We start from the raw sequence: 19,494 nt of genomic DNA, 5'->3' as shown, positions 1-19,494 counted from the left end.
TGGGTTTATGCGTTGGATTTTCTTAGCTTTTGTTTTGATTTTTGGGGCCTCGCAAGAGGCCTTTTCTGCCTCTGCTGACTGGGATTTAGTACTAAAATCCATTCGTGATCGCCGACTTGGCAACCAGCGGCAGTGGCATAAGCTTTTGCACTTTGAAAAAGATTTTTTCCGTATTCAGGAAAGTCAGATCGACAGTGATTCCTTCTTCTATTCACCTGTCGGGAAAAAGAATCCTGTGGCCGAACTTGAAGCCACGGCACAGAACTTCTTTCGAGGGGAGGCCAGTGATGTCAACGATCGCGCGCAATGCCGCTTTCCGGCCCGCTATCGTTGGTTGAAGGGACAACTGAAAGATCTCAAGATTCAGTGGCCGGATCTTTCCTGCGAACGCTACGAGGCGTTTGCCAAGGGTCTGCAAGGCGAGTCCGTCTCTTTGGTGTTCTCCAGTTATTACATGAACAATCCCTCTTCGGCTTTTGGTCATACGTTTTTGCGCATTAATAAAAAGCCCTCCGCAAAGGATGGTCAGCGCCACGAGCTTTTGGACTATGGCCTGAACTATGCGGCAGACACAGACACCAACAACGCTTTCCTGTACGGATTTAAAGGCTTGTTTGGAATGTTCCCGGGCACCTTCCGCGCGATTCCTTACTATTACAAAGTTCGTGAATACAACAATGCAGAGTCGCGCGATTTGTGGGAGTACGAACTGCGCCTGGGACCTGAAGCCGTCGCGATGCTGGTGGCGCATGTGTGGGAACTGGGACCGGCCCGGATTGATTACTGGTATCTGACTGAAAACTGCTCCTATCACATGCTGAGCATTCTGGAAGCCGCAGATCCGAGTGTGGACGTACTCAGCAAGCTGGATCAGTATGTGATACCGGCAGACACCGTGCGTGTTCTCTGGACGAAAACAGATCTGGTGAAGTCCTTCGCTTATCGTCCCTCTGTGCGGGAAGTTTTTTTTGTGCGCTGGAACCGGCTGACAGACAGTGAAAAAGATCAGTTGTCTTGGTTGGCGCATCAAATCACGGTGCAGGATGAAATCGTCTATTCACAGGAGTTTTTGAAAAGTCCCGCAGCTTCGCAGGCGCGTGTTTTGGACACTTTTATCGACTTCATTGATTTTCGATACTCCAAAGAGGTGCAAGAGGCGAGTCGCGAAGGTCAGTTGAAAATGCGGGTGCTTGGTAAGCGCAGTGAAATTGAACTGGCTCCGGAAGCTGTGACGATAAATCCACTGCCGCAGGATCAACCTCACCTGGCGCATCCTTCAGGCCGTTGGGGCCTGGGTGTCAAGCACGATACGGCGGAACGCGATTATCTGTTGTTGTCCCATCGTTTCGCTTTACATGATCGTCTGGATCCGGCGTGGGGCTATCCACGCTATTCCCAGATTTCCTTTTTTGATTTGGATTTTTCCTATGGAGAATCCTATTCCGAACCCGATCGAAAGAAGTTTGATCTGGAAAACTTCTCGGCCTTTGAGTTGATCTCTGCCAGTGAGTGGACGTCCTTGTTGCCGGAAAACTCCTGGAGATTCAAGTTGGGGGTGGAACGCACTCAAAATGAAAACTTCAACCCCGTCCATGAAGCCGTGGTTCGTCTGGGCTATGGCTGGACTTTTGGTCTTGGAAAGTTTGATTTAACAGCCCAGTTGCAGGGCGAAGTGCATTACGGCGCAACGCTGTCAGAAAACAATTTATGGGGCGGTGCCGGTCCGCTGGTGGATTTGCATTATCAGGTGAACTCATATTGGTCTGTAGAGGCTTTGGCGCAGTACCGCCGCGACTCATCATGGGACCGACAGGACTATCTAAAAACCCAGATTCAGACGCAATGGAGTTTCAGCAAGACTTGGGGACTTCGCGCTGTGTACCGTAACCAGAGATTCCTTGAGGAAAGCAGTCTGCAGCTATTAAATTACTATTGAGGTGTTTAATGGCTGATTTTCCTTACCTGCATGGTTTTACCGCGGAAGAACAAGATCGCCTGCGCAAACAGGCGCGCTTCGGCGAGCACACGGTTTACCAGAATATCAATTTGTCCAATGTAAAGGATTTGCTCGAGGTCGGCTGTGGAGTCGGGGCCCAAAGTGAAATCCTTTTGCGCCGTTTCCCCGATCTGCAATTAACCGGTATTGACCGCAGCACCAAACAACTGGCGGCAGCTCAGCAAAGACTTTCCAGTCTGCCTTTTGCACAAGGGCGTTTTCACTTACAGGAGATGGATGCCACCTCCATGAAGTTCCAGTCGAACTCTTTTGATGGCGCTTTCTTGTGTTGGATTTTGGAGCACGTTCCGGATCCTATTCGTGTTTTGTCAGAGGTTCGCCGTGTCCTGCGCCCAGGGTCCGTCGTGTACGTGACAGAAGTGATGAATGCGTCTTTCTTCCTGGATCCTTATTCTCCGAATGTCTGGAAGTACTGGATGGCCTTTAATGAATACCAGCTCGAGCAGCGTGGTGATCCCTTTGTCGGTGCGAAGCTTGGGAACTTCCTGATGCAGCTGGGATACCATGATATTCACACCGAGATCAAAACCTGGTTCCTGGACAACCGCTATCCCCAGGCGCGCAAGGATTGCATCGAGTATTGGACCGAACTTCTTCTGAGTGCCAGTGAACAGTTGATCGAAGCTAAATGTATTTCTGAAGAAGTCGTGCAGGGGATGAAAGATGAAATGGCCCGGGTGGCCAATGACCCGAATGCAGTCTTTTTCTATTCGTTTGTGCAGGCACGGGCTCGGACCTAATTTCGGTCAGAGCTCGTCTTTCTTCAACCAGCCCTTTTTGTAGATCCAGTAAGTGATTCCGATCACCACGAACAGCATAAAGCTGAGCGTGACATAGTAACCGTTGGGCTGATGCAGCTCGGGCATGTTTTCGAAGTTCATTCCATAGACTCCGGCAATGAAGTTCAGTGGCAGGAAGAAGATCGAGAACACGGTCAACACCCGCATCACTTCATTGGTGCGGTACGAAGCCTCGTTCGTCTTTTGTGACATCAGGGAAAGATGCAGGCTTAAGAGTCCGGTGATCTCTTCATAGATGTCATCGGCATAGAAGCTGAGCTTTTCCAGGGGCTCGCGCACCTGTTGAAGATCTCGCAGGGGCAGTTCTTCGTGCTGATGAATTTTGTTAAAGACATCCAGGGTGAACTTAAAAATCTTACGGTACGAAGCGGCTTTGCGTTTGATCTGATAGCCTTCCCGCAGAATGCTTCGGCGTTTCAGGGTGAAAACGCGCTCTTCGATAACATCTGTTTTAGCATCGAGTTCATCCAAAGGGGCATCAAAGCTTTTCACCGTTTGCAGGCAAAGGGATTTGACCAGGGCCAGCAAGGGGATCTGTTCAAAAGCCACTTTGTCTTTTTTGATGTTAATGCATTCTAGGGGGGCGCGATGAATGGTCAGGACAAAGTCTCGTCCGACGAAGAACGCGATTTTGGTGGTTAAAGATTGAATGGTTCCGGCCTTGGGTTTTGCCGTAGCATCGTGGTGGCGCAGAATGAAAAAGCAGGACTTTTCAAAGAACGTGCAAGAGGGGAGATGTTCCGGATCCAGACAACTCATCAGGGCATTTAAAGGGATTGGAAACTCTTCGGCCAGCTTTAAAAGTTCCTCTTGCGAAGGAGCTTCGCAGTCTACCCACTTATAGTCTTGCCATTGATGTTCAAATCGTTTCATGATTTCAGTATGACAAAGTTTTCCAGGCTTCGCCGTTTCTTTTTCGGATGCATTGCGACGATATCTCTGACGGGATGTCAGTCGTTTTTTTATTATCCAATGAAAGAAAAGCTTTTTGATCCGGCCAAGGTCAAAATGCAGCCAGAGGATGTCTTCCTAAAAACCCAATCGGGCAACACGGTCCATGGTTGGTATTTTGCCTCTGCACAAAAAGACAGTCGTGGCACGATGCTATTCTTTCATGGCAATGCGGAAAACATCACATCACATTTTTTGATGTTTCATTGGTTGCCAGCCCAAGGCTACAACTACTTCATCTTTGATTACCCCGGTTATGGTCTTTCTGATGGCAAACCCAGTCCGGAAAGCACCGTCGAAGCGGGGATAGCCGCTGCGGAATGGTTGCATCAGAAAAAAGATTCTCGCCCTTTGATTATTTATGGCCACAGTCTTGGGGGGATTGTGGCATTGAAGACCGCTGAAGAAATCAAAGACCACATTCCCGTGCGCAACATTGTGATCGAAGCCAGTTTCCGCTCTTATAAGGGTATGGGCCGTGATGTCTTAAGTCGTCGTTGGTGGACATGGCCGTTGCAGCCAATGACTTATCTCGCTTTAAGTGATGAGTATGCCCCGGCCTCGCTAAGCCAGTTTTCACCGATTCCGATGCTGTTTATAACAGGGTCCGATGACAAGGCTGTTGAGCCGGAAAACACTCACAGGATGTTTGCAGAAGCGGCGGCCCCCAAAGAGATCTGGGTGATCCCCGGGGGACATCATGGCGACCTTTACGAGCTGGGCAACAGGGAGCTGCGGGAACAATTCACGTCCTATCTATCTAAAACTTCGACAGTCCTGAAGTAGCGGGTACTGTTTAATTTCAATACAAAGTGCGTCTCCTTTGGGACACGTTTTTGCAACGTATTCGGCAGGATGAAGTACTTTACCAAGACACTCACCATTTTAGTTTCCTTTGTTATGATGACCACCGGTTGTGCGCCAGATTCCCGTGAGCAGGGTTCTGAGGTGAAAACCACCTACGAACCCGCCCAGCCGAATATTCAAGATGAAGAAGGATACAAAGTCGTTCGTGGCTCAACCCGTGTTCAGGATGTGAGTGTGAACTTCGATTCCACCACCAAAGGAATGACCTTGAAGGGGCGTGTGGAGTTTCTTCCCGTACGAAGCAAGACTGTGCAGACCGTGGATTTGAATCTGGCGGGTGTCCTGGATGCAAATGGTTTTATCGTGTTAAAACCTCTGAACCCTGCACAGGCGCAGTCCGAGTCCTTGAAAGTGGCCGCCAAAGCTACGTGTTTAAGCGAATCCGGTGACTGCCGTTCGTCTTTCATTGATATCTATGTGTACCACAATGACATCGTTTATCATCATCAGGTCGAGTCCATTCAGGATGATCTGACAGCCGCTGATCCAGAGGAAGAGCAGCTTCCGGAGGAAGACTTGGAAACCGAAGGCGGTTCTGATGATGTGGAAGGTGAGCCAGGTCGTTACGTCGGTGACGTTGTGGACGACATCGAAAAAATTCTGGAAGTAAAAAAGCCGGAAGTAAAAAAAGAAGAGCCCAAAAAAGAAGAACCAAAGCAGCAGGAGCCCAAAAAAGATCTGCCAAAACCAGAGACTCCGCCGCGCAAAGAAGAACCTAAAAAAGTGCCACCTAAGACGGAAGCTCCTCCTAAAAAAGAGGAACCCAAAACAGCTCCTCCCAAAAAGGACGAGCCTAAGAAGGAAGAACCTAAAAAAGAGGAGCCCAAGCAGGAGCCCAAGGACGAGCCTAAGAAAGAAACCCCTGCGGCAGGACCCGTTATCAACAAGGTCAGTCAGGCCATCGGAGCTGTGAATGCCGGTCGCTTGGAAAATGCGGCTAATATGCTGGTGTATGAAAAGAATCATCAACCGGCGGGTTTCCACGTGATCCGTCCGGAACGCAAGGCTCACTTTGCGACCAATGAACTGGCTTACATCATCGTGCAAATGGCAAATCTTACGAAAAAGGATATGCCTGGCTATGAGCTACCCATCGGCGACTTGTCCCGAGAAAAGGGTGGGAAACTGGGACGTCATAAATCCCATACCAACGGTTTGGATGCGGACGTGGCTTTTTATTTCGACAATAAGAATTTACAAGGCGCTTTCACATCTGCTGTGACCATTAATAAACCTCATCCGAACTGGATGATGAAGCAGCAATGGAAGCTCTTTAAGGAAGTTGTTAATACTCAGTTGATCGATCGTATCTTTATCCACGGTACTTTGAAGAAAGCCCTGTGTGAACATGCGATTGCTACAGGAGAGCTTATAAAAGGCGATATGCAAAGCCTGGCGGCGCAAACCCTGCGTCGTCTGATCTCTGAAAAAGACCACCACAATCACTTCCACCTGCGTGTGAAGTGTTCTAAAGCTCAGGTTCGCTGCCGTCAGATGGCGGAGCCCGTAAACACTACCGGTTGCTAGCCGCAGCTTGTGAAAAAGGCCCATCTGACTGCGTTGTCGGCAGGCCTTCTCGCTTCGACGTGCTTGGAGCACGCCTGCGCTGCGAGGGCCTACCTCCGCCTTGCATCTGGACCTTTTTGACAAGCCGCTTATTCGTTTTTAAGCTGGCCCTTCTGGCGCCGCGTTTTTTTTGGAGGGTGTTTGCTTGCTCTCTGGGGTTGGCTGCTTCAGAATCTTGGTATGGCGGATTGGCGTGATCGAAGCGAGATGAATGGGGATGTGGTGTTCTTTCGGTATGTTTCCGAAGGGATGGAGAAAAGTCACGAAGAGGTCTTTTTGTGGGATCTCGATAAGACTTATTTGGATACGACCATCGATTCTTTGTCCGGGTTGATGACAACCATTCTGGAGCGGGCTCTCAATAAAAAGAACATCCCTGGGACCAATGTTTTGCTGCAGTCTCTTTCCCAATTCCGCAAGCAGCAAAAAGGTTACATGTATTTCCCGATCTATTTCATCACGGCGTCACCTCCGCAGATGGAAGAGCGGATCTCTGAAAAGTTCGCACTCGACAATATCCGTCCGTTTGGTTGTTTTTATAAAGACAATCTGGCAAATCTTCGCCCGGGGCGGTTCTGGCGCCTGACCAAGCAGGTGGGTTATAAGCTGCAAGCCCTTTTGCAGTTGCGCACTCGTCTGGCTGAAAATGTCCGTCAGATTTGCTGGGGTGATGACAGCGAAACCGATGCCATCATATATAATTTGTATTCGGATATTTGTTCGCGCCGATTGGGGCCGAGTGATATCCGTTCGATCTTGGAAAAGCTCAACGTCACAGGCGAGCAGGTCAATACGATTCTGGAGCTACAGGCGCAGATTCCGGAAAACGATCCGGTTGAAAAGATCTATATCAATCTGGCGACGGACACGGATCCTGATTATTATCTTAAATTTGGCCGCCGTACCTTGGCGACTTACAATACTTTCCAGGTGGCTTTGGATCTTTATCAGGATCATCGTTTGAATTTGGAAGCCATCTACAGCGTGGTTCAGGATATGGTCTATAACTACGGCTATACTCCGGAAGAATTGATGAAAAGCTTCGACGAATTCATTCGTCGCGGGGTTCTGGGCGAAAGAGCTTACCTGGAAATTCGTCCGTTCTTTATCGAAAAAGGTCTGCTGCATTCTTCTTACGAGCCCAGCGTCGCACCACTGAAAGAAAAGCTGGTGGATGAAGGGCACGTCTATGAGATGGAGGGCGTGCATGAGCCCTGGATTCCTGATCGCATTGATTACATTCACGACTACAGATAGGTGCGAATTTTGAAGCTGCTGGAGCGTCTGCCAAAATCCTTGCGTCCCTGGCTTTTTGCCGTTGCCTGGGTGTTTGTCTATGGGGGCGCAGTCAATCTGGGGTTTTCAGATTTCTTTATGGCGCTTCCGTTTGCCTTGTTTGTGATCTATGCCGCTGCCAAATGGGGACGCCAGTATGTGTTCTTCACCGTGCTGTTGGTGATGGTGGTGGTGCCCCTTTATTATCTTAAGAAAACTCACAGCTCTGTTTTTTATCCAGCAGTCGGTCAGATGTTCACGGTCAGCGAGGATGTCTGTTTGGTTTTACATAAATCCAGTTATTCGGGCAGCGAGTTTGTGTCTGTGTCCTTGATCACGCCGGACAGATCTTGCGGATCGGATAAAGACAGCGATGCGGTGAGGTGGGTGACCTTGAAGGCTCAAACCCCATTGCAGATTCGACAAATCAAAGTGTCCCACGCCGATATGGGGGAATCCTATGTGATTCACACGGACTCGGAATTGGGTGATGTCGCTTTCTATGGCAGTGAGTACACCGTGTGGCCGGATGGCCGACGGATCGAGCAACGGGAGCTTCGCCGGGCGATATTCTATATTCCATCGATTTTGATGTACTGGCCGACGGGACCGATCATGCTGATGGCCCTGTTCAAGCAATAGCGCTATTCAAAACGCAGTGGGAAGACGGTGGAAATTGGATCGCCACCAAAGGTCTTAAACTCCACACGGCGAATGGCTTCCAGCAGACATTTTTTAAAACCCGGATCGTTGAGGTTGCTGCTGGCAATATCGGCCTGATGAACCTTGCCGGTTTTTTCAATTGTAAAGCTGATGGAAACCTGTCCGACTACACCCGGTGTTTTTTGCAGCAACTGCGTGTAGCACTTAAAGAATGAATTGCGATGCGTGCGCAAGGTGTCCTGAATAAACTCCGAGGTCAGACCTTCCGCTTTGGCAACGGGGGCGGTGGGAACTCCGGTTTCCGCGGGAGCCAGATCCGGCAGAGTTTCTGTCGGGGCTTGCTTCTTGTAGTTCATTTCATAATCGGTGGCCGTCCAGCGCACACCATCTTTGGAAATATAAACGCTGCCTTCACGGCCATAGTTTTCGACCTGCACATCGCCGCGTTTAATGACCAGAACAATGCGTTCGTTTTCTTCATCCAAAGTGATGAGTGAGTTTTCCAGAATGCGGATACGATAGGCCGAATCAAATTCCATCGTGGCATCGCCATCCACACTGGTTTCAACCGAATCCAGGGCGAACAGTGTGGATTTGCGAGTCAGGGTTTCCTTGGAAGTCATGTTGTTGCGAAGAACAAAGACTTTTCCCAGATTCAATTCAAGACGGGCCAAAGGGCGTGCGCCAGGTTTGCTTTTTTCAGTTTGTGAAGCGATGAAGAGAGAAAGTGCGACGCTTATAACGCCAATGATAATCAGAGATGGGATCAGCCAGTTGTTCTTCGCCATAGAGAAACTATAGCGAAGAACCTGTAAGGAATGTACTAAAATTACTTCTGAGCAGGAGCTGCAGTCGCAGCAGGGGAAGCCGCAGGAGTTGCCGCTTCAGCAGGAGTCGCAGCAGGAACAGCGGCCGCACCCGCAGCAGCGTCAGTTCCTTCAGTTGGGAAGTGCTCTTGAGAAGGAGCTGTTGGCAGCGGAAGGCTATCAACAACAGATTTAGTTTTGGAAGAAGTCATTGTCGCCAAAGCCAAGCAAGTCACAGCGAAGATGATGGCTGCCCATACTGTCATTTTGCCAGCCAAAGATTGTGCGCCAGTTGCACCCAACAAAGAGTTAGAACCGCTGGAACCACCCATGCCCAAAGCTCCGTCGCTTTTAGAGTCTTGGATCAAAACCAAAACGATCAAAACGAGAGCAACGATGATATGCAAAACGCCGATAAATGTAGTCATTTTCTGTAATCTCCCAAAGACCCCCAAATATATGGATATTGAAGGTTTTCGTCCACCCCAAAGTGACCCAATCCCAGCGACTTGATGCGCATAGTCATGGGTGTGTTGAGTCTCGCGGCCTTCCCGGTCACCATAGAGTCTATGAAAAAGATCAGCTTTGTGATTTTGTGCCTGTTTTTTGGGCTTCTTGGGGGATGCACTTCTCAAGAGGGAAAAATTGAAAAGAAAGCTCAGGAGCTGGGAGAAAGAAAGTTCCAGGAGCTTCTGCAGCAGGAAGCCGATGAAAACATCAAACAATCCGATTGGCTGAACAAAGCTTATGTAGAGTTTATGACGGAACGATCCGAAGTTATGGTCAGTGAAGTGAAATTACAAAGCCAAACCCGGGCCACGGCGGCTGTGATCGTAAAAAGTTATCCGGTTTCCCTGCGCCGGACTTTGGCGAAGATCGCCGGGGGCATTGAAAACTCGCGCAGTCGTCGCTTTAATTTTAGCGAGGCTTTAAGTCTGGTGGGCCAGCAAACCGGCGGCACGGCAGAAACTGTCGAGCAGCCTTTGATCACCTACAAGTTCAATAAAACATCCGCCGGAACTTGGGTGGTGGAGTTTTAATCCTTACCAGATTCTACCGGGGCATTTTGCAGTGAAAGTGTCATAGCGAAGTGAGTAGGCGCAGCTCTTGTTGCGAGCCTCATCACGCAAACCATCACAGTAAGCATTCAACGAGTTGAAAGTCTGTTTCCCGGTGTCGCAGCCGTTATAGCTGAACTGATAACTAAAGCTTTCGTCTTTGCTTTCCGCAGAGCAGGCAGCCAACATCCATAGAGTCCCAAGAATCATCAAGGCTTTCATAAATTCTTTCATAGTGGGAGGAGACTTCCAGAAGCTTCGGGGACCGTCAAGGGTCGGCTGAACCAAGGGCAGAGCAGACTTGGGCTCGCTGTCTAAGCCCTAAATAGAGAAAAATAGAGGAATCAAATAGTTAGCAATGTAAAACACCGGGTCTTGGGTTTGCAACTGCCGCCCTTAAGATGAAAACTCTACTTGGTTCCCTTTTGTTGGCGTCCGCTTTGTTAGCTCCTTCCCTCCCGGCGTGGGCTGGTCTGTCGTCTTCAATTGAGACAGTCGAAACCGAGGTCATCGAAACAACCCTGGAAAAGGTGCAGGCTTCAGAGCAAGCCGAACGCCTGCGTATTCAGATCGGTCAGGGTGAGCGGGAGCGGGTTTTCGAGTTCGAAACAACACCGGACCGCGAGGCGATGAAAGAGGCCCTGGGACTGAAACTTCCAGAGAAAGTCAAAGCCGAGATCCTGGCCCGTGGTGGTTCGATTGAAGAAGCCGATCCGATGAAGGCATTTGAAAGTCTGCCGGCGGATCGCCAGAGGAAGTTTCAGGAAATGCGTGTTCTCTTCCTGACCAATGCTGCTCGTATTTTGAACGCCACCAAGTTTGTCTATGGGGCGGGCAGTGTTGTCGGTGACGGTCTGAATTTCGTTAAAGTAAAAGCCAAACAAGCTATCGGTAAAGAAGTGGAAGCTGAAACTCGTGTTCAGCGTTCGTTCCAGGTTCGCAGTCACGAGGCCGCTCAGGCGATCTTACGTGGTTTGGATTATAAGCTGTGGTCACAAGCTCCGCTAGTGATTGATTCCAATGAATTTGGTCTGAGTATTTCTGCGGGTATTGTCGCCGAAGCCGGTATCCTTCATAAAGGCGGCGGTGGCGCCCAGGAAGTGGGTTTTAGCTTGGCTTACAATAAAGCCCAGAAGGCCTTTGTGTTTGAACTGTTTCATAATTCAGAACGCTTTGATAACTCGAAAGCGGCGGTGACGGTGGCTGGAATCGTCGGCAAAATGGGCGTGAGCATGGGACGCAGGCAAGGGGCTGAAACCCTGAAGGGCAGTTCATTTTATCCTCCGGCGATTCCGGGTTACAGCACTTCTTCGCCAGAGTTTTTCGCGTCGGGATTAAGCTCCAGCCTGGGGTTTCCGCCTCCGCCTTTCGCAGATCTTTTGACCTTTACCAACCGCTTTGAACGACATTCTTTGATCCGCATTACGGTGTCCCCGGTGGTTCCTGGCTTTATTCGTATCCAAATCGCCGATGTTCGCGGTGGAATGCAGCTTGTTGCGATGCGATTTGTTGACGTCTATCGTGCAATATCTGAAAAAGTCCACTTGGGCGGACGCCGCGCGTGCGGCCCCGTATTTAACTAGATATTGCGGTGCGAAATGAAATTTCTGGTATTCGAGGGGCTTGATGGCTCCGGCAAAAGTTCTTTGATGGCAGCTTTGGAAAAAGAGCTGCAAAAACGCTCCATTGAGTTTCATCGCACGCGTGAACCTGGCGGGACTCCGCTGGGGGATGAAATCCGCCACATGATTTTACGCAAAGAAGGCCCGGCCCCCACGGCGCGCACGGAATTGCTGCTGTATGAAGCCAGCCGTTCCCAGCATGTCGATCAGGTGATCCGTCCGAAGCTGGCTCAAGGCTTGTGGGTCTTGTGTGACCGCTTTGCTGCAAGCTCTGTCGCTTTCCAAAGTGGTGGGCGTGAAATTTCTGAAGCTGACGTGGTCATGCTGAATAACTTTGCCACCAGTGGATTGAAGCCCGATGTGACAGTGCTTTTGGATCTTCCTGTGGAAGAAAGCCGTCGCCGTCGTCAGGGCCGCGGGGCTCAGACGGGTGAAAGCGAAGACCGTATCGAGTCTGAAGCCGACACCTTTCATGAAAAAGTACGTCAGTCCTTCCTGCAACAAGCTCGCGCTGATGAAGCCGCGTGGTTGGTTCTGGATGCGCGTGAAACGCCGGAAGTTCTTTTCAAACAACTTCTTCAGGCTTTGTCAGACAGAAAAATTTTGAACTAAAAGGAATTGCAACCTGTGGCACGTATGCTCGATTTCGTCCTGGGACATCAGGAGACAATCAAAAAAATGGTGGAGTCTTTCGAAAACGGAAGACCGGGCCAGACGTTTTTGTTTGTCGGTCCCGGCGGTATCGGTAAAAAGCTGACCGCCATGGGGTTTGCACAAGCTCTGCTGTGTCCTTCCAGCAAGCGGGGCTGTGGCAAGTGCCCGTCCTGCTTCCGCCTTTCGCAGGGGCATCACGAGGGACTGAAAGTCATTACTCCGTCCGGGGCGAACATCAAGATGGAACAGGCCAAAGAGGTTCTGGAATTCCTAAGCTTGAAAAGCCTGACGGGCAATCGTGTGATCATCATTGATCAGGCACAGACCCTGAATCCGCAAGCCGCGAACTCTTTGCTGAAAACTTTGGAAGAACCGCCTGAAGGCACCTTCTTCTTTTTGATTGCGCCAAGTGTGGCGGGGATTTTGCCAACGATCCGTTCGCGTTCCCGTATTGTGCAGTTCCGTCCATTGACTCAGGAAGATCTGGGCAAAAAAGTGAAAGCTCCGACCTGGGCTTTGAAAGCCGCCGGTGGCAGTTTTGAAAAACTGGCGCAATTGCAGGAAGGTCCCGAACAGGAAGTGCGCGAAAAAGCGGTTGAGATTCTGACGTTGTTTATTCAGGACAGTGATTTCCTGCTCAATGAACTATGGCGTACAGAGTTCAAAGATCGCGCTCAAGGTCAGCGCATGATTGCTTACTGGATCGGCTTTGTGAAAGACGCCATCTGCCTGCAAGAGGGCGCAAAGACCCAGATCGTGAATCTGGATCAGGCTCCGTTAATCAAATCCCTGGCTGAATTGGATCGTCAGTATCTGCTAAGACTCGTGCAGAAAGCTTTGCAAGTAGAACAAGCCTTCGGCGCCAACCGCGACCCGCAATTGGTTGTGGAAGAGTTTTACATTTCCACGCGTCCTTAGTTATTTTAATTGGAAAAAACAAGCTCACCGACATTGATGCGGTTGTAAAACAAAAAGGACCGCCCTGCGGCAGTCCTTTTTGTTTTTCGTGAACTTTGCGACGCCCGCGATTCTATCAAGGGCTTTGCGAAAGCTTATTTCTTATTAATCGACATGAACAGCACCATGTTCTTACGGTTGAAGTCGCGGAAGGCGCAGATGCGTTCAGAGTGGTTCAAAGCCTGTTGCATTTGTTTGCTCACGCCTTTGTCGTTCAAGTGGCTGGTCAGTCGCTGATCGTAGGACATATCGTAACCTGTGACGCCTTTGAACGGGGACTTCAGGACGGTGCCGTTACAGATCGTTTTCAAAGCTCTTTGATCGTTAAAGGCCAAAGCCTGTACACACAGTTGCGCTTGCAGGTAAGAGGATTCATCGAACTCACTCTGCGGTGACGTCGTGCCTGTGCTTTTCAACGGATAGCGGTCCGCATGTTTGAAGTAGTACATGTAAATGCCCAAAGCAGACGTCGGATTCGTGATAAGATCCCAGTCATCCTTCATAAAGTCCAGCATCAGGCGGTGAGTGGAGTCCACCATCGTGCTCATGCGGCCCGTGCGACCGTCGCTGACGCGTTTTAGCGTTGCGATGTTGGCAATGATGTTGTCCTTTAAAAGTTCTTCCAGGGCTTCCAGATTTCCTTTGTTGATCTTCAAAGCCATGTTCAAGTCAGACTGAATGTTGGCTGGATTCCCGTTATACATTTGCAGCATTCGGTCCAAAGCCGCCATGCCGGCCTGGATGAAGATCTCCTTTTGCTTCTCTGTGAAGTTTTCCTCTGACTTCAAAAGCTGGATATAGTCCTGATAAACGAAGTTCACCAGGCGGTTTGCCAGGAAGCCAGAGCGAGCCTGCATCACCATGAATTCATCGAAGACCGTGTTGATCAGCTTTTCTGCTGCTGTCGCTGCTGATTTGATGTCCTCTTCCGTCAAGTTGCGAGCGTTCACTTTCGACGCAAAGGTTTTACCGATACGCTCGACCTCATCGAAACTGTTCAGAATACGGCTGATACGGGACTGGGTGTCCATGATGGTGGACACCACAGAGGCATCACCGGATTTTTCCACGCGCACCTTCACGATATCCAGATAGTCATGGATCACACGCAAGCTGTCTTTCACAGTGTAGTTTACATCCGTCAGGGCTTCGTTCACCAAAGCCTGCTTATCAACGATGTACCAGTTGCTGAAGTAGGAAATAACCGAGATATTGGCTTCACGCCCCAGATCCTGCATGTTGCGACCAATCGTTTCAGCCAAGGTCACCGGGTCTTGGAACTGTTTAAGTTCCATGTAGTGTGCCTGCAACCAGGCATCCGCTGAAATCGGCATCATTCCCACGGCTTTACCGGCGACCTGATCCGGAACCTCATCCATACCGATTAGGAAGAATGGGATTTTCAGCGGAGTCTTATTCATGGTGAAGAAGTTCGTACGGCCTTCACCGCGGAAGCCTTCACCGTTGATCATGGCTTCGGAAATTGTTTTAACCAATTTCACCACGGCATTTTGTTTGGCTTCCAATGACGGAAGCTGTTTGATGGTCATCAAAGTGGAGTTATATGTTCCCAGCAAAGTCTTTAGACCTTTATAGAAGTCTGCCACTTCCTGCTGGATGCGGTTTTGGAAGTCTGCATCGGTCGGAAGTTTCGGGTCCACCCCGATCTGGATCTTTTGCATCCATTTGGTGATGTTCGGAATGTGGGTATTTAGAACGTAATGGCCCAGGAACGGATTTTTTGCATCCACTTTGCTGCCTTTTTCCTGGCGCCATTCGATATTGTTCATGCCATCTTTGAATAAACTCATGGCATCGCGGGCCTGACAGTAGGATTCACTGGTGACTTCCATCAAACAGGACATGGAAGCCAGGAATTCCTGTTCGTTGAGTTTTCTTAGAACTTTTGAAAATTTGCGTTCGCGCACGACGCTGGAAAGTTTGGACACCAGGGTGGCCATCTGGCTGCCTGTGGAATCCTGTCCTGAGCCCGCAAAGGCTGTCGCCACCTGAATCGTGGAGGCCAGGAAATTACCCATCACTTGCTGGCTATCGCCCATCAAACACTGATCAAGTTGGGGAAGACTGTCGACGACTTTATTGAGGATACCAATACCAGCTTTGGTGCTTCGTTGAATTCTTTCGCCAAAATCTTCCAGGCGACTGGACATGTTTTGCGCCATGGCCGTACTGGCGTTGTCAGCGCCCACTTGTGCGGAAAGGGTTGCGCCTTCAATCGATCGATTCATCATCAGTTTCATGACCTGATTTTTCATCTCAGGACTGCTGGTGGCAAAGGTGCGCAGAGCTTCGATTTCGGCCGGGATCTGTGACAGACGGGCCGAGCGTTTGGGGCTGTCAGAGACGTTTTTCACCTGTCCTTGAAGTTCGTCGATAGCCGCTCGGGTGGCATTTCCCAGGGCCTGACAGTTTGGATCATCTTTTAACTGCAAAGTGATTTTGCGTAAATTCTGTGTGGCGGAAAGAGCATTCTGAGTCCAAACCCCTTGGGAGGCACAAGCTCCACCGAACGCATAAGCAGAACTCAGTCCGCTGGCTTCCTGGGCTTGGGCCGCGAGGCTGGAGGAAACGAGAATAGCGCTAATAAGGGCCTTTTTCATAATGCTCCCTGATGTCTCAGAATGAGACTCAATAAATAAAAATTCACTCAGAGTTCTTAAAAGCAAAGGCTGGGCCTGTTTGTCTGTAATATAGGCGATCTCAGCAGGCCTGGTGACAAAACAGGCTAGACAGTTGTTAGAGGTGTTGAATATACTGCGCCCCATGGAATGGATTGATATTCACGCACATTTGAACATGCTCGAAGAAGGTGTTGATGCCGCTATTCAAAACGCCAAGGCCGTCGGCGTGAAGAAGATCATCACGATAGGAACTCAGCCCGAAGATCATCCCATCGTCCTGGACATCGCCCGCAAATACTATCCCGAAGTGTACTGTACCCTTGGGGTTCATCCGCATGACGGAGGCACCTACACCGAAGCGGCAGGGAAGTTTATTGAAGAGCACGTCAGCGAGCCTTGTGTGGTGGCTGTCGGTGAAATCGGTCTGGACTATTATTATGACAATTCCCCGCGGGATCTGCAAAAAGAAGCCTTCCGGGCTCAGCTAGAGATCGCCAAACGCACCAAGATGCCTGTGGAAATCCATACGCGGGATGCGGAAGAAGACACGATTGAGATTCTGAAAGAGTTCAAAGGTGAAGTGAATGGTCTGATTCACTGCTTTACCGGGACGGAGTGGCTGGCGCGTCAGGCTTTGGACGTCGGATTTAATATCTCTATCAGTGGCGTTGTGACTTTCAAAAGTGCCGACAGTCTGCGTGAAACCGTCAAAATGCTGCCGCTGGATCGCATTCATGTGGAGACGGATTCTCCCTTCCTGGCGCCGATTCCAATGCGCGGAAGAAAGAACACGCCGGCTTATGTGCTTCACACCGCCAAGTTCGTGGCGGATCTCAAGGGGATCAGCCTTGAGCAGCTATGTGAGCAGACCAAAATCAATGCGCTAAAGATGTTTCCAAAAATTCAGTGGTAGTAAAACACCAAGAGTTTATTCGACAAACTCTTGGGACATACTCAGCAGCTTGGTGCGTGTTTTTGCAATCCATCCGGCAAATGGTGCGACCTTCGTGGCCTGGCCAATACCTTTGCAGCTGCTGAAACCGTTAGGAAGTTTCTTACCCAAGACGGCCGAGTTCACGCCGATCACCTTCAAAGTGCCCCCTTCATGAAAGAACTGTGGCCCCCCGGAATCGCCCTGGCATATAAAAGACGGCACTTCCGAGTTCAGCCAGTAGCGATCGGCAAATCGGCTGTAGGTGTTTTCAACCTTCATGATTCCTTTGTGGAGCTGACCGATAGAGGCCCACGAATCTTCCCCCGGACGCCCGGTATAGTCTTTCGAACGCCCATATCCATAGACATAGACCGTTTTGTTCGCATAGTTGGCCTTGGTGTCCATGTCGATATCCACATAGCCATAGCCTTCGGGGATGCCTCCTTGGAAGGTGGCCACAGCAATATCATGGTCATAGCGTAAGGTGGAGTTGTAAGTGCCATGACGCTGATAATTCAAACCTTTGCGGGTGACCGAGTTGGAGATATCGTAGTTATTCGTAAAGCGCACATCAAAGCCTGCAAAACCCTTGATACGACTTTCATCAAAGCAGTGGGCTGCAGAAAGAATCGTCTGAGGCCCGATCAGGGTGGCCGTGCAGAAACCCAAGGATTGGCCAAAACGATTTTTGATATCAAGTAAAACCACACTGCGAGCCGCCTGGCTGGCACGCTCATATACTGGTGTACCACCGATAATATCAAAAGAAGAATTTTCGTTGGAACTCGATAACGAGGCAGAGTTCGGGCTGCAAGCTGTTGCGCCCAGAACAAGGGACAAGCTGACGGTGGCAAGCAGTGGAAGTGCTTTCATATAATGTGGCTCCTTGATGAATCTCCAATTGCTATCTTGAGAATAGTCTGTTTGCCCGTTGCGGTTATGTAAACTGCAAAAAGACAAAAAGGGGCAAGCTGACAAACTTCTGATCAACTTCTTTTTTCGAACGCGGAATTAAGTGGAACTCATTTTGGTATGTACCTTGCTTTAGGGAGGTTGTTCAAAAAATGAGTTACTTGATGGGAGTCCTTGCTATGGAACGTAGGTTAGTGGCGACGGTGCTTTTGGCGCTGACAATGATGCAGGCATCTGCCTATGCAGAAGTGATTTCTGATTTGCCTGTGCCCGGAGAGTCCGGCGAGATGACAGTCACTGAAACCGTGACCACAACTCAACATTCCGGTCCAAAAACTCCACCACCTCCTGTGGCGGAAAATGTAAGTCGTCAGTACACGGGACAGGTTCAGGTCAAAGAGCTGTCCCGCAAAAAAGACGGAGAAATCCGTAAGGTTACTTTGCGTGAACCTATCACTTTGCAGAATCTTGAAATTAAAATTTTGAAGAGCCGCTTGAAAGTTCATGAAGTGACCTTGCTTCTGGCCGGTGGACAGCGAGTGGACGTGCGAGAACTACGCAATTCTGCTGTCGCCAACACGGGCACCACACTTTCTTCCGGGAACCTCAATGTCAGTGAAAGAGTCGCGGCGATCGAAATCCGTGCAGAGTCCTATGGTGTGGAAAGTGATCTGTTGCTGACAGCAATGTCCTATGCTGGGGCGCTGAATATGACGGCGCAAGGACCGGCTGTGAAATCATCCACACCGGCACCACTGCCTGCTCCGGGCAACCATGCGGAAGAGTTGGCGGTGATCCGCGTCGGTGACAAAGTTCATTTTGACAACGGCAACGACTATGTTGGTCAGGTGCTTGAGATCTTTGAATCCGGCAAGGCGCGTGTAAAATTTGAGGGCTATTCTGAGCCATCCATAATAGATGTCAAGAACCTGGGGCGTTCCGTGAATTGTAAAAATGGTCTTTGCGTCGGGGACCGGGTTCTGTTCCAGAATTCCTCAAATAGCTATGTTGGTGTGATCACGATGTCGTTTGCTGATGGCAAACATCAGGTGCGTTTCCCGGGTTACAGCTCTCCATCTTATATCAGATCAGCAAGCCTCAAAAAGTCTGTGAAATGTGCAGACGAGATCTGCAGCGGAGATCGCGTGGTCTACAAAAGTGGTTCCAATCATTATGCGGGCACAGTTCAGGAAGTGTTTGCCGGTGGTCAGGCTTCAGTTCGCTTTGATGGGTATTCCGGCAATGATTACGTCACCACCCAGAGATTGAACAAGAATAAATCCTGCGCTTCGGGCATCTGTGTGGATGATCGCGTACTTTATTACAACGGCAGCAACCACTATTTGGGGCGCGTGGCCGAGATCTTCGGTGATGGTTCAGCCAAAGTCCGTTTTGATGGATACGGTGGTTATGACTACATCAAAGCCGACCGTTTGACGAAGCCGGTTTCTTCTGTTGGTGGCTTCTCTGTGGGAACAAGAGTTCTATTCGCGGGCAGCAGTGTGTACGTTGGTACTGTCCGAGAGATTTTTGCCAATGGCACAGCGGCGGTGCGCTTTGATGGATACTCTGGCAATGATTACATCGAGACCAAACGTTTGGGGCACGCCATGAATTGCTCCGGTGGGATCTGTGTTGGAAATCGCGTGATCTACAACAATCAGTACACAGGCACGGTCAGAGAAGTCTTCAGCAATGGATATGCCTCTGTGAAGTTCGACGGATACAGCTCCGTGGACCATGTCACGATTCGCAATCTGGTGAAATAGT

Annotated in this window: 18 protein-coding genes; 12 read left to right on the top strand and 6 right to left on the bottom strand. The window is 49.8% G+C overall.

Features of this window, described 5'->3' with window-relative positions:
• Positions 1-7 precede the first annotated feature (7 nt).
• Together ACZ5ZV_RS14895 and ACZ5ZV_RS14890 are read left to right on the top strand one after the other, a co-directional pair.
• Positions 8-1,936: an Lnb N-terminal periplasmic domain-containing protein gene (locus ACZ5ZV_RS14895; RefSeq protein ID WP_464117985.1), complete on the top strand. Its 1,929-nt coding sequence runs from the start codon at positions 8-10 to the stop codon at positions 1,934-1,936.
• Positions 1,937-1,944: 8 nt separating this feature from the next.
• Positions 1,945-2,757: a methyltransferase domain-containing protein gene (locus tag ACZ5ZV_RS14890; protein WP_464117984.1), complete on the top strand. Its 813-nt coding sequence runs from the start codon at positions 1,945-1,947 to the stop codon at positions 2,755-2,757.
• A 6-nt stretch (positions 2,758-2,763) separates the two neighbouring features.
• Here the strand turns inward: ACZ5ZV_RS14890 and ACZ5ZV_RS14885 are convergent, their stop codons facing one another.
• Complete coding sequence (locus ACZ5ZV_RS14885; RefSeq protein ID WP_464117983.1) at positions 2,764-3,690, bottom strand: CorA family divalent cation transporter; 927 nt, start codon at positions 3,688-3,690, stop codon at positions 2,764-2,766.
• Positions 3,691-3,699: 9 nt separating this feature from the next.
• On the opposite strand from ACZ5ZV_RS14885, the gene ACZ5ZV_RS14880 reads away from it, so the two are divergent.
• From ACZ5ZV_RS14880 to ACZ5ZV_RS14865, 4 genes are all read left to right on the top strand, one after another.
• Positions 3,700-4,554 carry an alpha/beta hydrolase gene (locus ACZ5ZV_RS14880; RefSeq protein ID WP_464117982.1) on the top strand — a complete coding sequence of 285 codons (855 nt, stop codon included), beginning with the start codon at positions 3,700-3,702 and terminating at the stop codon, positions 4,552-4,554.
• Between the two features lie 69 nt (positions 4,555-4,623).
• Positions 4,624-6,162, top strand: a complete 1,539-nt coding sequence (locus ACZ5ZV_RS14875) for a penicillin-insensitive murein endopeptidase (RefSeq protein WP_464117981.1) — start codon at positions 4,624-4,626, stop codon at positions 6,160-6,162.
• A 180-nt stretch (positions 6,163-6,342) separates the two neighbouring features.
• Positions 6,343-7,458 carry a phosphatase domain-containing protein gene (locus ACZ5ZV_RS14870; protein ID WP_464117980.1) on the top strand — a complete coding sequence of 372 codons (1,116 nt, stop codon included), beginning with the start codon at positions 6,343-6,345 and terminating at the stop codon, positions 7,456-7,458.
• A 9-nt stretch (positions 7,459-7,467) separates the two neighbouring features.
• Positions 7,468-8,118, top strand: coding sequence for a hypothetical protein (locus ACZ5ZV_RS14865; protein ID WP_464117979.1), 651 nt, complete (start codon positions 7,468-7,470; stop codon positions 8,116-8,118).
• Positions 8,119-8,120: 2 nt separating this feature from the next.
• Here the strand turns inward: ACZ5ZV_RS14865 and ACZ5ZV_RS14860 are convergent, their stop codons facing one another.
• Both ACZ5ZV_RS14860 and secG read right to left on the bottom strand, forming a co-directional pair.
• A complete protein-coding gene (locus ACZ5ZV_RS14860; protein ID WP_464117978.1) occupies positions 8,121-8,927 on the bottom strand; it encodes an AgmX/PglI C-terminal domain-containing protein in 807 nt (268 codons plus the stop codon).
• 41 nt (positions 8,928-8,968) lie between these two features.
• On the bottom strand, positions 8,969-9,373 hold the full coding sequence (secG, locus tag ACZ5ZV_RS14855) for a preprotein translocase subunit SecG (protein ID WP_464117977.1): 405 nt from the start codon (positions 9,371-9,373) through the stop codon (positions 8,969-8,971).
• Between the two features lie 141 nt (positions 9,374-9,514).
• On the opposite strand from secG, the gene ACZ5ZV_RS14850 reads away from it, so the two are divergent.
• Complete coding sequence (locus ACZ5ZV_RS14850) at positions 9,515-9,985, top strand: hypothetical protein (RefSeq protein WP_464117976.1); 471 nt, start codon at positions 9,515-9,517, stop codon at positions 9,983-9,985.
• Between the two features lie 3 nt (positions 9,986-9,988).
• Here the strand turns inward: ACZ5ZV_RS14850 and ACZ5ZV_RS14845 are convergent, their stop codons facing one another.
• Positions 9,989-10,237: a hypothetical protein gene (locus tag ACZ5ZV_RS14845; RefSeq protein ID WP_464117975.1), complete on the bottom strand. Its 249-nt coding sequence runs from the start codon at positions 10,235-10,237 to the stop codon at positions 9,989-9,991.
• Between the two features lie 167 nt (positions 10,238-10,404).
• Between ACZ5ZV_RS14845 and ACZ5ZV_RS14840 the strand changes: the two genes are divergently transcribed.
• Genes ACZ5ZV_RS14840 through ACZ5ZV_RS14830 form a run of 3 tightly spaced genes read left to right on the top strand, consistent with a single transcriptional unit; the run spans position 10,405 to position 13,197 of the window.
• On the top strand, positions 10,405-11,586 hold the full coding sequence (locus tag ACZ5ZV_RS14840; RefSeq protein WP_464117974.1) for a hypothetical protein: 1,182 nt from the start codon (positions 10,405-10,407) through the stop codon (positions 11,584-11,586).
• A gap of 15 nt (positions 11,587-11,601) precedes the next feature.
• Positions 11,602-12,237, top strand: a complete 636-nt coding sequence (gene tmk, locus ACZ5ZV_RS14835) for a dTMP kinase (RefSeq protein ID WP_464117973.1) — start codon at positions 11,602-11,604, stop codon at positions 12,235-12,237.
• Between the two features lie 24 nt (positions 12,238-12,261).
• Complete coding sequence (locus ACZ5ZV_RS14830) at positions 12,262-13,197, top strand: DNA polymerase III subunit delta' C-terminal domain-containing protein (protein ID WP_464121425.1); 936 nt, start codon at positions 12,262-12,264, stop codon at positions 13,195-13,197.
• A gap of 134 nt (positions 13,198-13,331) precedes the next feature.
• On the opposite strand, the gene ACZ5ZV_RS14825 is transcribed toward ACZ5ZV_RS14830, so the two are convergent.
• Positions 13,332-15,857: a hypothetical protein gene (locus ACZ5ZV_RS14825; RefSeq protein WP_464117972.1), complete on the bottom strand. Its 2,526-nt coding sequence runs from the start codon at positions 15,855-15,857 to the stop codon at positions 13,332-13,334.
• A gap of 112 nt (positions 15,858-15,969) precedes the next feature.
• Here ACZ5ZV_RS14825 and ACZ5ZV_RS14820 point away from each other — a divergent pair, with 112 nt between their 5' ends.
• Positions 15,970-16,791: a TatD family hydrolase gene (locus tag ACZ5ZV_RS14820; protein WP_464117971.1), complete on the top strand. Its 822-nt coding sequence runs from the start codon at positions 15,970-15,972 to the stop codon at positions 16,789-16,791.
• A 15-nt stretch (positions 16,792-16,806) separates the two neighbouring features.
• On the opposite strand, the gene ACZ5ZV_RS14815 is transcribed toward ACZ5ZV_RS14820, so the two are convergent.
• A complete protein-coding gene (locus tag ACZ5ZV_RS14815; protein WP_464117970.1) occupies positions 16,807-17,685 on the bottom strand; it encodes a S1 family peptidase in 879 nt (292 codons plus the stop codon).
• A 218-nt stretch (positions 17,686-17,903) separates the two neighbouring features.
• Between ACZ5ZV_RS14815 and ACZ5ZV_RS14810 the strand changes: the two genes are divergently transcribed.
• Positions 17,904-19,493: a beta-sandwich domain-containing protein gene (locus ACZ5ZV_RS14810; protein ID WP_464117968.1), complete on the top strand. Its 1,590-nt coding sequence runs from the start codon at positions 17,904-17,906 to the stop codon at positions 19,491-19,493.
• The last annotated feature ends 1 nt before the right edge of the window (position 19,494 follow it).

The sequence above is a fragment of the Bdellovibrio sp. HAGR004 genome, assembly GCF_055397015.1.
This window is presented reverse-complemented; position numbering and strand designations above follow the sequence as displayed.

Coding starts and splice junctions, on each gene's coding strand:
- ACZ5ZV_RS14830 (WP_464121425.1), top strand. CDS start 12,262: ATGCTCGATTTCGTCCTGGGACATCAGGAGACAATCAAAAAAATGGTG.
- ACZ5ZV_RS14885 (WP_464117983.1), bottom strand. CDS start 3,690: ATGAAACGATTTGAACATCAATGGCAAGACTATAAGTGGGTAGACTGC.
- ACZ5ZV_RS14850 (WP_464117976.1), top strand. CDS start 9,515: ATGAAAAAGATCAGCTTTGTGATTTTGTGCCTGTTTTTTGGGCTTCTT.
- ACZ5ZV_RS14840 (WP_464117974.1), top strand. CDS start 10,405: ATGAAAACTCTACTTGGTTCCCTTTTGTTGGCGTCCGCTTTGTTAGCT.
- ACZ5ZV_RS14890 (WP_464117984.1), top strand. CDS start 1,945: ATGGCTGATTTTCCTTACCTGCATGGTTTTACCGCGGAAGAACAAGAT.
- ACZ5ZV_RS14880 (WP_464117982.1), top strand. CDS start 3,700: ATGACAAAGTTTTCCAGGCTTCGCCGTTTCTTTTTCGGATGCATTGCG.
- ACZ5ZV_RS14895 (WP_464117985.1), top strand. CDS start 8: ATGCGTTGGATTTTCTTAGCTTTTGTTTTGATTTTTGGGGCCTCGCAA.
- ACZ5ZV_RS14825 (WP_464117972.1), bottom strand. CDS start 15,857: ATGAAAAAGGCCCTTATTAGCGCTATTCTCGTTTCCTCCAGCCTCGCG.
- tmk (WP_464117973.1), top strand. CDS start 11,602: ATGAAATTTCTGGTATTCGAGGGGCTTGATGGCTCCGGCAAAAGTTCT.
- secG (WP_464117977.1), bottom strand. CDS start 9,373: ATGACTACATTTATCGGCGTTTTGCATATCATCGTTGCTCTCGTTTTG.
- ACZ5ZV_RS14875 (WP_464117981.1), top strand. CDS start 4,624: ATGAAGTACTTTACCAAGACACTCACCATTTTAGTTTCCTTTGTTATG.
- ACZ5ZV_RS14845 (WP_464117975.1), bottom strand. CDS start 10,237: ATGAAAGAATTTATGAAAGCCTTGATGATTCTTGGGACTCTATGGATG.
- ACZ5ZV_RS14860 (WP_464117978.1), bottom strand. CDS start 8,927: ATGGCGAAGAACAACTGGCTGATCCCATCTCTGATTATCATTGGCGTT.
- ACZ5ZV_RS14810 (WP_464117968.1), top strand. CDS start 17,904: ATGGAACGTAGGTTAGTGGCGACGGTGCTTTTGGCGCTGACAATGATG.
- ACZ5ZV_RS14815 (WP_464117970.1), bottom strand. CDS start 17,685: ATGAAAGCACTTCCACTGCTTGCCACCGTCAGCTTGTCCCTTGTTCTG.